The 13,091-nt window shown below is 63.3% G+C and carries 15 protein-coding genes; 11 read left to right on the forward strand and 4 right to left on the reverse strand.

Going from position 1 to position 13,091, the window contains the following annotated elements:
- Positions 1-38 precede the first annotated feature (38 nt).
- Positions 39-416, forward strand: a complete 378-nt coding sequence (locus NKI52_RS30550) for a DoxX family protein (RefSeq protein WP_352700636.1) — start codon at positions 39-41, stop codon at positions 414-416.
- 23 nt (positions 417-439) lie between these two features.
- Here the strand turns inward: NKI52_RS30550 and NKI52_RS30555 are convergent, their stop codons facing one another.
- Together NKI52_RS30555 and NKI52_RS30560 are read right to left on the reverse strand one after the other, a co-directional pair.
- Positions 440-1,162, reverse strand: a complete 723-nt coding sequence (locus tag NKI52_RS30555; protein ID WP_352700624.1) for an SDR family oxidoreductase — start codon at positions 1,160-1,162, stop codon at positions 440-442.
- On the reverse strand, positions 1,159-2,010 hold the full coding sequence (locus tag NKI52_RS30560; protein ID WP_352700625.1) for an SDR family NAD(P)-dependent oxidoreductase: 852 nt from the start codon (positions 2,008-2,010) through the stop codon (positions 1,159-1,161). Before NKI52_RS30560 ends, NKI52_RS30555 begins: the two co-directional genes overlap by 4 nt.
- Positions 2,011-2,115: 105 nt before the next feature.
- Here NKI52_RS30560 and NKI52_RS30565 point away from each other — a divergent pair, with 105 nt between their 5' ends.
- Complete coding sequence (locus NKI52_RS30565) at positions 2,116-2,988, forward strand: helix-turn-helix transcriptional regulator (protein ID WP_352700626.1); 873 nt, start codon at positions 2,116-2,118, stop codon at positions 2,986-2,988.
- A gap of 226 nt (positions 2,989-3,214) precedes the next feature.
- Here the strand turns inward: NKI52_RS30565 and NKI52_RS30570 are convergent, their stop codons facing one another.
- A complete protein-coding gene (locus tag NKI52_RS30570; RefSeq protein WP_023675865.1) occupies positions 3,215-3,856 on the reverse strand; it encodes a TetR family transcriptional regulator C-terminal domain-containing protein in 642 nt (213 codons plus the stop codon).
- Positions 3,857-4,099: 243 nt separating this feature from the next.
- Between NKI52_RS30570 and aptA the strand changes: the two genes are divergently transcribed.
- The 5 genes from aptA (at position 4,100) to NKI52_RS30595 (ending at position 9,123) form a co-directional block, all read left to right on the forward strand.
- Positions 4,100-5,428 (forward strand): omega-aminotransferase AptA, encoded by a 1,329-nt coding sequence (aptA, locus tag NKI52_RS30575; RefSeq protein WP_352589376.1) that lies wholly within the window; start codon positions 4,100-4,102, stop codon positions 5,426-5,428.
- Positions 5,429-5,540: 112 nt separating this feature from the next.
- Complete coding sequence (locus NKI52_RS30580; protein WP_023675867.1) at positions 5,541-5,987, forward strand: endonuclease domain-containing protein; 447 nt, start codon at positions 5,541-5,543, stop codon at positions 5,985-5,987.
- A gap of 3 nt (positions 5,988-5,990) precedes the next feature.
- A complete protein-coding gene (locus NKI52_RS30585; protein ID WP_352700627.1) occupies positions 5,991-7,241 on the forward strand; it encodes a Zn-dependent hydrolase in 1,251 nt (416 codons plus the stop codon).
- A 59-nt stretch (positions 7,242-7,300) separates the two neighbouring features.
- Positions 7,301-8,752, forward strand: coding sequence for a dihydropyrimidinase (gene hydA / locus NKI52_RS30590; RefSeq protein ID WP_352621211.1), 1,452 nt, complete (start codon positions 7,301-7,303; stop codon positions 8,750-8,752).
- A 29-nt stretch (positions 8,753-8,781) separates the two neighbouring features.
- Entirely contained in the window at positions 8,782-9,123 is a 342-nt protein-coding gene (locus tag NKI52_RS30595) for a hypothetical protein (RefSeq protein ID WP_031211553.1), read from the forward strand.
- Positions 9,124-9,158: 35 nt separating this feature from the next.
- Here the strand turns inward: NKI52_RS30595 and NKI52_RS30600 are convergent, their stop codons facing one another.
- A complete protein-coding gene (locus NKI52_RS30600) occupies positions 9,159-9,563 on the reverse strand; it encodes a cupin domain-containing protein (protein WP_352700628.1) in 405 nt (134 codons plus the stop codon).
- Positions 9,564-9,753: 190 nt separating this feature from the next.
- Here NKI52_RS30600 and NKI52_RS30605 point away from each other — a divergent pair, with 190 nt between their 5' ends.
- Genes NKI52_RS30605 through NKI52_RS30620 form a run of 4 tightly spaced genes read left to right on the forward strand, consistent with a single transcriptional unit; the run spans position 9,754 to position 13,080 of the window.
- Entirely contained in the window at positions 9,754-10,545 is a 792-nt protein-coding gene (locus NKI52_RS30605; protein WP_352589388.1) for an ABC transporter ATP-binding protein, read from the forward strand.
- Entirely contained in the window at positions 10,538-11,068 is a 531-nt protein-coding gene (locus NKI52_RS30610) for an endonuclease domain-containing protein (protein WP_352700637.1), read from the forward strand. The genes NKI52_RS30605 and NKI52_RS30610 overlap by 8 nt, the downstream gene beginning before the upstream one ends.
- Entirely contained in the window at positions 11,069-11,947 is an 879-nt protein-coding gene (locus NKI52_RS30615; protein ID WP_352471508.1) for an ABC transporter permease, read from the forward strand.
- Entirely contained in the window at positions 11,944-13,080 is a 1,137-nt protein-coding gene (locus NKI52_RS30620; protein ID WP_031211556.1) for an ABC transporter permease, read from the forward strand. The genes NKI52_RS30615 and NKI52_RS30620 overlap by 4 nt, the downstream gene beginning before the upstream one ends.
- Positions 13,081-13,091 lie beyond the last annotated feature (11 nt).

Here is a 13,091-nt window from a genome sequence, read left to right on the forward strand (position 1 = left end):
GCCTTGGGCCGCGCGCCTCTTTTCCAAGGACCGACAGCATGTTTTCAAACTTTGATAGTGAGATTCTATTCGCCGCCCGCCTGCTGCTTGGCGGCGCCTTTGTCTTTGCCGGCCTGCGCAACATCCAGAATGCGGCGTTGGTGAGCCAATTGATGACGACGCGCGGCGTGCCGCAGGCGCGGCCGGTGCTGTGGCTGGGGATCGTCCTGCAGATCATCGCCGGAGCGTTGGTGATCGCGGGCATCTGGACCGCTCCGGCGGCGGCATGCCTGATCCTGTTCCTGGTTTTTGCTACGCCGATGTTCCACAATTTCTGGGATCATCAGGGGCCCGAGCGCGCGTCCCGCATCAACGGCTTTGTCGGCAACGTCGCGCTGACCGGAGGATTTCTGGCGCTGATCGCGCAGTCGCTTTGACACGCCTCGTGGAGGCAGCCGCCTTAGGCCGCATACCGCAAGCCGCCGTCGCAGGTCAGCACCTGGCCGGTGACGAAGCTGTTCGAAACCAGGAACGCAATCGCCTCAGCGACGTCCTCGGCGCGGCCGATGCGGCCGACCGGCGTCTTGCCGGCATACTCGGCAAACACCGCATGGCGCTGTTCATCGGGCAGGAAATCCCACCACGGCGTGTCGATGACGCCCGGTGCCACGACATTGACGCGTAACGGCTTCAGCTCCATCGCCAGGATCGGCACCACGGTCAGCAGCATGCCGTTGACGGCGGCGATGCCGGCGATACCCGGCGCCGACAATTGCGCCGACACCGCCGAGATGAAAGTCACCGAGCCGCTCTTGTTCAGCGTCGGCAAGGCGGCCTGCAGGCAGGAGAGCTGTGGCCGGACCTTCTCGTCGACGCCGCCGCCGATATCGGTCAGGTCAAGTGTTTCGAACGGACCGAGCCCCTTGCCGCCGCTGGCGGCCAGCACCAGGTGATCGAAAGGGCCGAGATCGCTGAAGAACCGGCGAACCTCGTCCGGCTTCGCGGCATCGAAGGCAGCTTTTTCGACGGCGCCGCCAAGGCTTTGCCATGCATTGTCGAGCCTTTCCCTGCTGCGCCCGGTGATCGTCACCTTCATGCCCGGGCCGAGCAGCTTTTTCGCGGTGGCGAGGCCGATGCCGGAGGAGCCGCCGACGATCACGGCGTGCTGCGTTTTCTCGATCATGAATTTTCTTTCTTCGATGTAGCGGAAGCGGGTGCGAGCCCGACAAGACCGAGGCTCAATTCACGCAACTGCTGCCTCGCCTTCGCGTCATAGGCTTGCGCATCGGCGCGGGATTCCCTTTGGCCGTCGAAATAGAGGCCGCTTCGCCCTTCCAGCGTGGGCGATGTGGCGAGATTGATGATGGCTTCGGCGCCGGTTTCGACCGAACTCCAGGGTGTGACGCCCGCCTGCCGCACCATCGTGGTGTTCATGTAGCTTGCCGGATGCAGGCTGTTGACCGTGACGCCGGTGCCGTTCAGCTGCTCCGCCAGATCGATGGTGAAGATGATCTGCGCCAGCTTGCTCTGGCAGTAGGCACGGACGCCGTCATAGGAGCGGGTCAGCATGACGTCGTCGAAGTCGATCGCCTGCTGGCCGGCCGAGGCGACGTTGACGATGCGCGTCGGCGCGCTGGACTTGAGCAGCGGCAGCAGCTCCGTAGTGAGCAGGAAGCCGGCGAGATAGTTGACGGCAAAGCGCAACTCGTAGCCGTCGGCGCTGACCTGTCGTTTCGCGTTGGGGCCGGCGGTGCCGACGCCGGCATTGTTGATGAGGATATCGAGCCGCTTGGTCCTAGCGCGGACGGCTTCGGCGAGGCGGCGGACCTCGGCCAGGGAGGAGAGATCGGCGACAAGCAGCTCGGCCTTGCCGCCGGCGGCTTCGATCTCGGCCACGGTCGCCTTGCCCCTTGTCGCGTCGCGGCCATGCACCAGGATGCGGGCGCCGCCGGCGCCGAGCCTTTGCGCCACGACTCTGCCGACGCCGTCGGTCGAGCCGGTAATCAGGATCGTCTTGTCTTTCAGTTCCATGTTCAGAGCCTCCATGTCATCGCTCTGAGCAGAAAGATGGGGCACCAGACGCATGCCAAACAGTTCAAACTTTATCCTGGTATCGGTACTGCTATAATAGCGCCGATGGATTCCACCACGCATTCTGCCGAAGGCAGCCGTCGCCGCGAGCTTGGCGCCTTTCTGCGTTCGCGGCGCGAAAGGCTGACGCCATCGGCCACGGGCATCTCGACCGGCCTGCGCCGGCGCACACCCGGGCTGCGGCGCGAGGAGGTGGCGATGATCGCCGGCGTCGGCACGACCTGGTACACCTGGCTGGAGCAGGGCCGTGACGTTCGGCCCTCGGTGGAAGTGCTTACGGCGCTCAGCCGAGCGCTGCGCCTGGACACGGCCGAGCAACGGCATCTGTTCATCCTTGCCGGCCGCCCGCAGCCGGAGCGTCGCGTCGACGCGCCGGAAAAGGTCGATAGCCCGTTGCTGCACATGCTGCAGAGCCTGGTCCTGCAGCCGGCCTATGTCCTTGGGCGGCGCTGGGACGTGCTGGCCTGGAATTCTGCCGCGGCAGCCGTGTTTGGCGACTATGGCCTGCTGGAGGGCGATGCCCGCAACATCGTCCATATGGTTTTCACCAGCCCGCAGCATCGGCGCCTGCTCGTTGACTGGGAGGAACTGGCGCGTGCCGTGCTGGCGTCATTCCGGGCAGAAAGCGCCAGATATGTCGGCGATCCGGATTTCGAGCGGCTGATCGCGCTGATGACGCGCTCGAGCCCGGAGTTTCGGGCATGGTGGCCGCTGCGCGATGTGGCCCGCAACCTGTCGGGTGTGAAGCATGTCAGGCATCCGACGGCAGGCGCCATGGCGTTCGAGCATATGAGCCTGTCGATCGACGACGGCTCGGACATGAAGCTGATCGTCTACACGCCGCTCGCCGAGCAGAACTCGATCGCCAAGCTCGAACAGCTGCTGGAGACGCTTCCGGCCGAGCGGCGCAGCGCCTGAACCCAGCTTCGTCATCCTGGGGCGTAGCAGCCGCGAAGCGGCGTCGCGGAGACCCTGGGATCCATGCCGTAACCTTAACGGAAGAGTGCAGCGGAGCAGAATCCTGCACCGCAGCAACGCTCTGAGGTCACGGCATGGATCCTGGGGTCTGCGCTGCGTCGCTCCGCTCCTTGCTGCGCCCCAGGATGACGAAGCAATGGGGGAGGTTTGCGACAGCCGAGCTGCCTCAGCCCTTCGGCTTCAGCCCGTCGATGAACAGTTGCTCGAGAAATCTTGCGGCGTCCTCGAAGCGGCCGTCGCCGCCGCGATCGGGGCCGAGCACGGCGCGGACCTGCACGTCGAAATCGGCATAATGCTGCGTCGTCGCCCAGATCGAGAAGATCAGGTGCCAGGGGTCGGTGCGGGCAATCTTGCCGGCGCGCATCCAGCCCTTGATGACGTTGGCTTTCTCGTCGACCAGCGTCTTCAACTCCCCTTCCAGCATCGGCATGATGCGCGGCGCGCCCTGCAGGATCTCATTGGCGAACAGCCGGCTCTCGCGCGGGAAATCGCGCGCCATTTCCAGCTTGCGCCTGATGTAGCTGCGCAGTTCGGTTAGCGGATCGCCGATGTCGTCGAGTTCGCGCAGCGGCGCCAGCCAGGTGTCGAGAAGCCGCTGCATCAGCGTCTCGTGGATGTCCTCCTTACGGCGGAAATAATAGAGCAGGTTCGGCTTCGACATGCCGGCGGCTTCGGCGATCTGGTCGATGGTCGAGCCGCGAAAACCGTTGGTGGAGAAGACTTCTAGCGCCGCCTCCAGGATGAGCTCGCGCTTTTCCAGCTGAATGCGGGTGCGGCGAGGAGGGGAGCTTTCGACCGCCCCCGTCACCCCGCAAAACCTTCGCCGTGAGGAGTGTCTGGACCAATTCTCTGGACCAGTTTTTCCTCGCCCTGTGGAGCGCACTTCGAAAGCCGCATTTCCGCTAGTAATCCCTTGACCGCTGATAAGGCGGTGCTAACGTTTGTCCAACCGGTCAAAAATTTGCGTAGCACGAAAACGTCGCGAAGACCAAGCGTTGGAAAGACCAAGCGTTAGCCGCACCGAAACAGGTTACAAGGGGAAGTCTTGGTCATGTCCAACCGGCTGAAAGTCACGCCGAACGATCTCAGCGCATTCTGGATGCCGTTCACGGCAAACCGGCAGTTCAAGCAGGCGCCGCGCATGATGGTGTCGGCCAAGGACATGCACTACACGACCAGCGACGGGCGCAAGGTGCTCGACGGCACCGCCGGCCTGTGGTGCGTCAATGCCGGCCACTGCCGCCCGAAGATCACCGAGGCGATCCAGAGCCAGGCGGCAGAGCTTGACTACGCACCCGCGTTCCAGATGGGCCATCCGATCGTGTTCGAGCTGGCGAACCGGCTGGTCGACATCGCGCCGAAGGGCATGGACCATGTGTTCTTCACCAATTCCGGCTCGGAATCGGTCGAGACGGCGCTGAAGATGGCAATCGCTTATCACCGCGTAAAAGGCGAGGGCTCGCGCACCCGTCTGATCGGCCGCGAGCGCGGCTATCACGGCGTCAATTTCGGCGGCATCTCCGTCGGCGGCATTGTCACCAACCGCAAGATGTTCGGCACGCTGCTCGGCGGCGTCGATCACATGCCACACACGCATCTGCCGGAAAAGAACTCTTTCACCAAGGGCGTGCCGGAGCATGGCGCGGAACTGGCGAACGAGCTGGAGCGCATCGTCGCACTGCACGACGCCTCGACCATTGCCGCCGTCATCGTCGAGCCGGTGGCCGGTTCCACCGGCGTCATCCTGCCGCCGAAGGGCTATCTCGAGAGGCTGCGCGAGATCTGCACCAAGCACGGCATCTTGCTGATCTTCGACGAAGTCATCACCGGTTTCGGCCGTCTCGGCACGCCGTTCGCCGCCGACTATTTCGGTGTCACGCCGGATATCATGACCACCGCCAAAGGCGTCTCCAACGGCGTCATCCCGATGGGCGCGGTGTTCGTAAAGAAGGAAATCCACGACGCGTTCATGACTGGGCCCGAGCACATGATCGAGTTCTTCCACGGCTACACCTATTCGGGCAATCCGATCGCCTGCGCGGCGGCGTTGGGCACGCTCGACACCTACAAGGAAGAGGGGCTGCTGACGCGCGGCGAGGAACTGGCGCCGTACTGGGAGGACGCGCTGCACTCGCTGAAGGGCGAGCCGAACGTCATCGATATCAGAAACATCGGCCTGATCGGCGCGATCGAGCTGGCGCCGATCACCGGCCAGCCGACGAAGCGGGCCTTCTCGGCTTTCGTCAAGGCGTTCGAGCGTGGTGCATTGATCCGCACCACCGGCGACATCATCGCGCTATCGCCGCCGCTGATCATCACCAAAGGTCAGATCAACGAATTGATCGACCATGTGCGCGAAGTGCTGAGGGCCGTGGATTGACGAATTTGCCGCAGCTTTCCCTCCCCCTCGAGGGGAGGGTGGCCGCGAAGCGGCCGGGTGGGGTCGGTGCGGCAGTGCGCCAGCCTGACCTTCGGCCGCATAGGTGCCTATGATGCCCCGGACCCGCGTGAGCTTCGAAATGCGCCAAAAGGCGCGCGCGCTTCGAGTTCATGCGACCAAAGGCGAATCCCTGCTGTGGTATGAACTGCGCGAATTGAAATCGGCCGGCATCAAGTTCCGCCGCCAGTGTCCGATCGGGCCTTATATCGTCGACTTTGCTTGCCTTGCGGTAAAGCTGGTCGTTGAAGTCGATGGTGATCTGCACGAACAGGAGAAGGGCAAACGGCACGACGCCGTCCGTGATGCCTATCTGCGATCGCTCGGGTTCGATATCTTTCGCGTCGATGAGCCCGATGTCATAAACAGCGCCTGGCATGTCGCACAGGTGGTCAAGGAGAAGGTCGCGCGCATGTCAGCCGACCCCACCCGACCGCTTCGCGGCCACCCTCCCCTCGAGGGGGAGGGGGACGCTGGCGTGCCACAACCAATGAGGTTTTAGAATATGGCCGCCCCCGGCGAGAATTTGCGAATCAATTCAGACCGTTTGTGGGATTCGATAATGGAGATGGCGAAGATCGGCCCCGGCATTGCCGGCGGCAACAATCGCCAGACCGTTACCGACGAGGACGGCGAAGGGCGGCATCTGTTCAAGCGCTGGTGCGATGAGGCGGGGCTCGAAATGGGCGTCGACGAGATGGGTACGATGTTTGCCCGTCGCGAAGGCACCGACCCCAGCCTGCCGCCGGTCTATGTCGGCAGCCATCTCGACACCCAGCCGACCGGCGGCAAGTATGACGGCGTGCTCGGCGTGCTCGGCGGCCTGGAGGTCGTGCGCTCGCTCAACGATCTCGGCATCAAGACCAAGCACCCGATCGTCGTCACCAACTGGACCAACGAGGAAGGCGCCCGCTTTGCGCCGGCGATGATGGCGTCCGGGGTATTCGCCGGCGTGCTCGACCAGGCCGACGTTTATTCGCATGTCGACAAGGACGGCAAGAAATTCGGCGAGGAGCTCGAACGGATCGGCTGGAAGGGCACCGAGAAAGTCGGCGAGCGCAAGATCCACGCTTTCTTCGAATTGCACATCGAGCAGGGCCCGATCCTTGAGGACGAGGGCATCGATATCGGTGTCGTCACCCACGGGCAAGGGTTGAAATGGCTGCAGGTGACGCTGACCGGCAAGGAGGCGCACACCGGCTCGACGCCGATGCCGAAGCGGCGCAATGCCGGGCTCGGCATGGCGCGGGTGATCGAACTGGTGCACGAGATCGCCATGGACTATCAGCCCGACGCCGTCGGCGCGGTCGGCCATATGGAGGTCTATCCGAACTCGCGCAACATCATCGCCGGGCGCACCGTCTTCACCATCGACATCCGCTCGCCGGAAAAGGAGGTGCTGGACGCCATGGACGGGCGCATCCGCGAAGGCATCGACACGATCTGCGACGCGCTCGACATCAAATATCAAATCGAGCAGGTCGGCCATTTCGACCCGGTCACTTTCGACGCGGGCTGCGTCAAGGCTGTGCGGGATGCGGCGGAGCGCCTGGGATATACGCATCGCAACATCGTCTCCGGCGCCGGCCATGACGCCTGCTGGATCAACCGCGTCGCACCCACCGCAATGGTGATGTGCCCCTGCGTCGACGGTCTCAGCCACAACGAGGCCGAGGAAATCACCAAGGAATGGGCAACGGCCGGCGCCGACGTGCTGTTCCATGCGGTCGTCGACACGGCGGTGATTGTCGAATGATGGGATAGCCTCGCAACGCCGCTCACAAGAAGCGCGAAGAGAACAAAGGGAACATGAAAATGTCCAAAGTCATCAAGAATGGCACCATCGTCACCGCCGACCGCACGTGGAAGGCCGACGTGCTGTTCAAGCACGGCAAGATCATCGGCATCGGCTCGGATTTGCATGGCGACCATGAGTTCGACGCCAGCGGCTGCTATGTGATGCCGGGCGGCATCGACCCGCATACCCATCTCGAAATGCCGTTCATGGGCACCTATTCGGCCGACGACTTTGAATCCGGTACCCGCGCGGCCCTTGCCGGCGGCACGACGATGGTCGTCGATTTCTGTCTGCCGGCGCCGCAGCAGTCGCTGCTCGAGGCCCTGCAGATGTGGGACAACAAGACCTCGAAAGCGTCCTGCGACTATTCCTTCCACATGGCGATCACCTGGTGGGGCAAGCAGGTGTTCGACGAGATGGCCACCGTCGTCGACAGGGGCATTACCTCGTTCAAGCATTTCATGGCCTACAAGGGCGCGCTGATGGTCGATGACGACGAGCTCTATTCGTCGTTCCAGCGCTGTGCCGATCTTGGCGCGCTGCCGCTGGTCCATGCCGAGAATGGCGACGTGGTGGCGGCGCTGTCGCAGAAGCTGCTTGCGGCGGGAAATAGTGGTCCGGAGGGACACGCCTATTCGCGCCCGCCGGAAGTGGAAGGCGAGGCGACCAACCGCGCCATCATGATCGCCGACATGGCCGGCGTGCCGCTCTATGTCGTGCATGTCTCCTGCGAGCAGGCGCACGAAGCCATCCGCCGGGCGCGCCAGAAAGGCATGCGGGTATTCGGCGAGCCGCTGATCCAGCACCTGACGCTGGACGAGAGCGAATATTTCAACAAGGACTGGGACCACGCGGCGCGCCGGGTGATGAGCCCGCCCTTCCGCAACAAACTGCACCAGGATTCGCTGTGGGCCGGCCTGCAGGCCGGGTCGCTGCAAGTGGTGGCGACCGACCATTGTGCCTTCACCACCAAACAAAAGCGCAACGGCGTCGGCGACTTCACCAAGATCCCGAACGGCACGGGCGGGCTCGAGGATCGTTTGCCGGTGCTGTGGACGACCGGCGTTAAGACCGGCCGGCTGACGATGAACGAGTTCGTCGCGGTGACCTCGACCAACATCGCCAAGATCCTTAACATGTACCCGAAGAAGGGCGCCATCGTCGAAGGCGCGGACGCCGACATCATCGTCTGGGACCCGAAGCGCAAGAAGAAGATCACGGCCAAGAAGCAGCAGTCGGTGATCGACTACAATGTCTTCGAAGGTTTTGAGGTAACCGGCCTGCCGCGCTTCGTCTTCTCGCGCGGCGAACTGTCGATCGAGGAAAACGAGGTCAAGGCGAAGCCCGGCCATGGCGAGTTCGTCGCTCGCGAGCCGAACGCGGCGGTCAACCGGGCGCTGTCGACGTGGAAGGAAATTTCCGCGCCGCGCAAGGTGGAACGGACGGGCATCCCGGCGACGGGCGTTTGAGCTTGGCGAGCCACGGAGCGATTATCTCAATGGCCGCGGTGATCCTTGCCGCCGGGCCGGCGGCGGCTGACGTCCTTGCCGGCTCCTTTGGCAATGAGGTCGGTTGCGCTGGTGTACGGCTCGGTTATCAGGACAGCGACGATTATGTCGTGCTGACCGCCGACGGCGTCGAAACCTATGGCAGCGGCTGCCAGTTCGCACAGCGACTGACGACAGCGCCTGGCACCTTGTTGTTGAGCTCCACCTGTTTCGCCGAGGGCGAGGAGGGCACGACCACGGATGTCGTCAAGGTCATCAACAGAGGAGGGGACGGTTTCTTCGTGACCATTCCCGGCCTTGAGGAGATAGGGCCGCTGAAATCATGTTCGTGACGGTGCCGATGACGACCGCTGCCTCGATGCCGGCGTCAGGCGACCAACCCGTCCAGTTCCGGCAGCAGGACGACGCTTTCCTGTTCGTTGGGATCGGTTCGGGCAATGACCGCCGAGGCGGGGCCGTCGCTCAGATTGGCCGGCAGATGCGGCACGCCGGGGGGAATATAGAAAAGATCGCCGGCCTTGACCACGATATGCTGTTCGAGCCGGTCGCCATACCAGGTATGGACTTCGCCGGAGAGCACATAGATCGCGGTTTCATGGTTTTCGTGCATATGCGCCCTGGCGCGGGCACCCGGCGGCATGGTCAGCAGATGCATGCAGATGCCGGACGAGCCGACTGTTTCGGCGGCGATACCGGCGAAATAACTCAGGCCCTGCTTGCCTTCATAAGAGCTTTCAGGGCGGATAAGATGGCAAGTCGGTTTGGGCGACATCGGGGCAACTCCGGGCGTCTATCTGATGGGACAAGGGCGCGTAGAACTGGGGCGAGTAAAACTGGGGCGAGTAGAACTGGGGCGAGTAGGACTGGGCGAGTAGGACTGGGCGAGTGGAAAGCAACATCAGGGTAAAATCAATGGGATTCCGGCCGGCGCCGCAGTGGCCGGAAGCGACAGGCTACGGCCGATGACGGGAGTATCGCCAGCCGTTGTTTCGGCAAGCAAGCTTGGCCTGACCTTCCAGACCAATGATGGTCCGGTGCAGGCGCTGTCGAATGTCGACCTGACCATCGGCAAGGGGGAATTCGTGTCCTTCATCGGGCCCTCCGGCTGCGGCAAGACGACCTTGCTGCGCGTCATCGCCGATCTGGAGAAGCCGACATCGGGAGCCATCTCCGTCAACGGCATGACGCCCGAGCAGGCGCGCCAGAGCCGCGCCTATGGCTATGTCTTCCAGGCGGCCGCACTTTATCCGTGGCGCACGATCAAGCGCAATGTGGCACTGCCGCTGGAGATCATGGGCCTGTCCAGGGCGGAGCAGGCGGCGCGCATCAAGCGCACTCTCGACCTTGTCAACCTCAGCGGCTTCGAGAAGAAATACCCCTGGCAGCTTTCGGGCGGCATGCAGCAGCGCGCCTCGATCGCGCGGGCGCTCGCCTTCGATGCCGACCTTTTGTTGATGGACGAGCCGTTCGGCGCGCTGGACGAGATCGTGCGCGATCACCTCAACGAACAGTTGCTGGAGCTTTGGGAGCGGACCAACAAGACTATCTGCTTCGTCACCCATTCGATCCCTGAGGCGGTCTATCTGTCGACGCGCATCGTCGTCATGTCGCCGCGCCCGGGGCGTGTCAGCGACGTCATAGAATCGACGCTGCCGAAAAAGCGGCCGCTCGATATCCGCGAGACGCCGGAGTTCCTGGCCATCGCGGCACGCGTGCGGGACGGGCTGAGGGCAGGGCACAGCTATGATGATTGAGGCGGCGGAAGATGAGCTCCCTCCTCTCCCCAACGGGGAGAGGGTGGCCGGAGCGAAGCGGAGGTCGGGTGAGGGGGCCTTGGCGGATCCGACCAAAAGAAAGATCGGGGCGACCGCTCGCGCTCGAAAGCTGCGGTTTGACGAGACCGAGGCTGAATACAGGCTTTGGGGGGAACTAAGAGGGCGCCATCTCAACGGCTACAAATTTGTGAGGCAAGTGCCGCTTGGGCCGTTCTTTGCAGATTTCGTCTGTCGTGAGAGCGCGCTGATCGTGGAAATCGACGGCAGCCAGCACGCGGAATCTCCAACCGATGCCGCGAGAACTGCTTGGCTGAATGGTCACGGGTATTCCGTTCTTCGGTTCTGGAACCATGAAGTCTTGGCCGAACGCCGAGCGGTCCTTGATACGATCTTGGCTTGCCTCGACGGAAAGATTTCTACCCCCTCACCCGGCCTCCGCTTCGCTCCGGCCACCCTCTCCCCGTTGGGGAGAGGAGGGCACCCATCCTGCGAGGCCTGCTAGATGGACTCGTTTCGCGACAAGATCGTTCCGGTGACCTCGATCCTTCTGGGCGTCGTCGTTGTCTGGTACGTCATGGCTGTCATCCTCAACGCGCCGTTCCAGCGCGATCTCGACCGCCGCGCCAATCAGACACCGGGTATTGTGGAATTCATCGGCAAGACGCTGGTACAGCCGAAGCCGACGCTGCCGGCGCCGCATCAGGTGGCGGTGAATTTTTTCGAAAACACCTTTCTGCGTAGCATCACCTCGAACCGCAGCCTTGTCTACAATGCCTGGGTGACGTTGTCGTCGACGCTGCTCGGCTTTGCTTTCGGCACGGCGCTCGGCATCGTCATCGCCGTCGGCATCGTGCATGTGGCGACGCTCGACCGCAGTCTGATGCCGTGGATCATCGCCTCGCAGACCATTCCGATCCTGGCGGTGGCGCCGATGATCATTGTCGTGCTGGCGGCGGTCGGCATCACCGGGCTTATCCCGAAGGCGCTGATCTCGACCTATCTGTCGTTCTTCCCGGTGGCGGTCGGCATGGTGAAGGGACTGCGCTCGCCCGAGCTCACCCATCTCGACCTGATGCACACCTATAATGCCAGTGCCTCGCAGACCTTCTGGAAATTGCGCGTGCCGGCTTCGGTGCCGTTCCTGTTCACCTCGATGAAGGTGGCGGTGGCCGCCAGCCTGGTCGGCGCCATCGTCGGCGAGTTGCCGACCGGCGCCGTCGCCGGCATCGGCGCCAAATTGCTCGCCGGCGCCTATTACAGCCAGACCATCGACATCTGGTCGGCTCTGGTTGCCGGGTCGGTGGTCGCGGCGCTGCTGGTGATGGTCGTCGGCATCGCCGGGCGCCTTGTCGACCGCGCCATGGGCGGGAGGCCGGCATGAGCTCCATCCTGAGCCTTTCCTCAATCACGCCTCGATCCTGGCAGGGGTATGCCGCGCTTGTCCTGCTTGCCGGCGCGCTGCTTCTTTGGCCGCTCGTCAGTGCTACGCCCGGTTACGGCATGGCAACTACGGTTTTGATTTTCATTTTGCTGCTCGTGGCAATCGAGGCCGACAACTTTCCACCGATGATCGGGGTGGTGTTGCTGTTCCTTGGCGCGCACGGCGCAGCGTGGATGCTGCTCGCCGGCATAACCGGCAATGAGGGCAGCGCTCGCGCATCCTTCTATCTGCTGCTCGTCGCGGCGTGGTTTTTGGCCTGGCGCTGCGTAACGGTCCTGTCGTCGTTTCGCCCGACATCGCGCTGGGCGTCAACCGCCCTGCGCCTGATCATTCCGGCCATCTTCGGCGCCTGGATCCTGATCATCTGGGAGGCGGTGACGCGTGGTGCCGGCATTCCCTTCATCCTGTTGCCGCCGCCAAGCGCCATCGGTGCACGCATCGTCGGCTCGCTGCCGGTGCTGGGGGCCGATGTCAGGCAGACCATCTTCAAGGCGGTTATCTTCGGCTATGTGGCGGGGAGCAGCGCCGGCTTCCTCGTTGCCATCGCCGCCGACCGCGTGCCGTTCCTGCGGCGCGGGCTTTTGCCGATCGGCAATATGGTGTCGGCGCTGCCGATCATCGGCGTCGCGCCGATCATGGTCATGTGGTTCGGCTTCGACTGGCAGTCGAAGGCAGCGGTGGTCATCATCATGACCTTCTTCCCGATGCTGGTGAACACCGTCGCCGGGCTTGCCGCCTCCGGCCATATGGAGCGCGACCTGATGCGCACCTATGCCTCGAGCTACTGGCAGACGCTGTTCAAGCTGCGGCTGCCGGCGGCGGCACCCTTCATCTTCAATGCGTTGAAGATCAATTCGACGCTGGCGCTGATCGGCGCCATCGTCGCCGAGTTCTTCGGCACGCCGGTGGTCGGCATGGGATTCCGCATTTCGACGGAAGTCGGGCGGATGAACATCGACATGGTGTGGGCGGAAATCGCAGTTGCAGCACTTGCGGGTTCGGTCTTTTATGGCGTGGTCGCTCTTTTCGAGAGAGCAGTCACGTTTTGGCATCCCTCTGTCCGTGGTGGATAGGGGCGGTGGGT

Source organism: Mesorhizobium sp. M0590 (assembly GCF_040320905.1).
Classification (GTDB): domain Bacteria; phylum Pseudomonadota; class Alphaproteobacteria; order Rhizobiales; family Rhizobiaceae; genus Mesorhizobium.

What these genes read in the sequence shown, in the direction of transcription:
- NKI52_RS30550 (WP_352700636.1), top strand. Translation starts at nt 39, where the DNA reads ATGTTTTCAAACTTTGATAGTGAGATTCTATTCGCCGCCCGCCTGCTG.
- NKI52_RS30555 (WP_352700624.1), bottom strand. Translation starts at nt 1,162, where the DNA reads ATGATCGAGAAAACGCAGCACGCCGTGATCGTCGGCGGCTCCTCCGGC.
- NKI52_RS30560 (WP_352700625.1), bottom strand. Translation starts at nt 2,010, where the DNA reads ATGGAACTGAAAGACAAGACGATCCTGATTACCGGCTCGACCGACGGC.
- NKI52_RS30565 (WP_352700626.1), top strand. Translation starts at nt 2,116, where the DNA reads ATGGATTCCACCACGCATTCTGCCGAAGGCAGCCGTCGCCGCGAGCTT.
- aptA (WP_352589376.1), top strand. Translation starts at nt 4,100, where the DNA reads ATGTCCAACCGGCTGAAAGTCACGCCGAACGATCTCAGCGCATTCTGG.
- NKI52_RS30580 (WP_023675867.1), top strand. Translation starts at nt 5,541, where the DNA reads ATGCCCCGGACCCGCGTGAGCTTCGAAATGCGCCAAAAGGCGCGCGCG.
- NKI52_RS30585 (WP_352700627.1), top strand. Translation starts at nt 5,991, where the DNA reads ATGGCCGCCCCCGGCGAGAATTTGCGAATCAATTCAGACCGTTTGTGG.
- hydA (WP_352621211.1), top strand. Translation starts at nt 7,301, where the DNA reads ATGTCCAAAGTCATCAAGAATGGCACCATCGTCACCGCCGACCGCACG.
- NKI52_RS30595 (WP_031211553.1), top strand. Translation starts at nt 8,782, where the DNA reads ATGGCCGCGGTGATCCTTGCCGCCGGGCCGGCGGCGGCTGACGTCCTT.
- NKI52_RS30600 (WP_352700628.1), bottom strand. Translation starts at nt 9,563, where the DNA reads ATGTCGCCCAAACCGACTTGCCATCTTATCCGCCCTGAAAGCTCTTAT.
- NKI52_RS30605 (WP_352589388.1), top strand. Translation starts at nt 9,754, where the DNA reads ATGACGGGAGTATCGCCAGCCGTTGTTTCGGCAAGCAAGCTTGGCCTG.
- NKI52_RS30610 (WP_352700637.1), top strand. Translation starts at nt 10,538, where the DNA reads ATGATTGAGGCGGCGGAAGATGAGCTCCCTCCTCTCCCCAACGGGGAG.
- NKI52_RS30615 (WP_352471508.1), top strand. Translation starts at nt 11,069, where the DNA reads ATGGACTCGTTTCGCGACAAGATCGTTCCGGTGACCTCGATCCTTCTG.
- NKI52_RS30620 (WP_031211556.1), top strand. Translation starts at nt 11,944, where the DNA reads ATGAGCTCCATCCTGAGCCTTTCCTCAATCACGCCTCGATCCTGGCAG.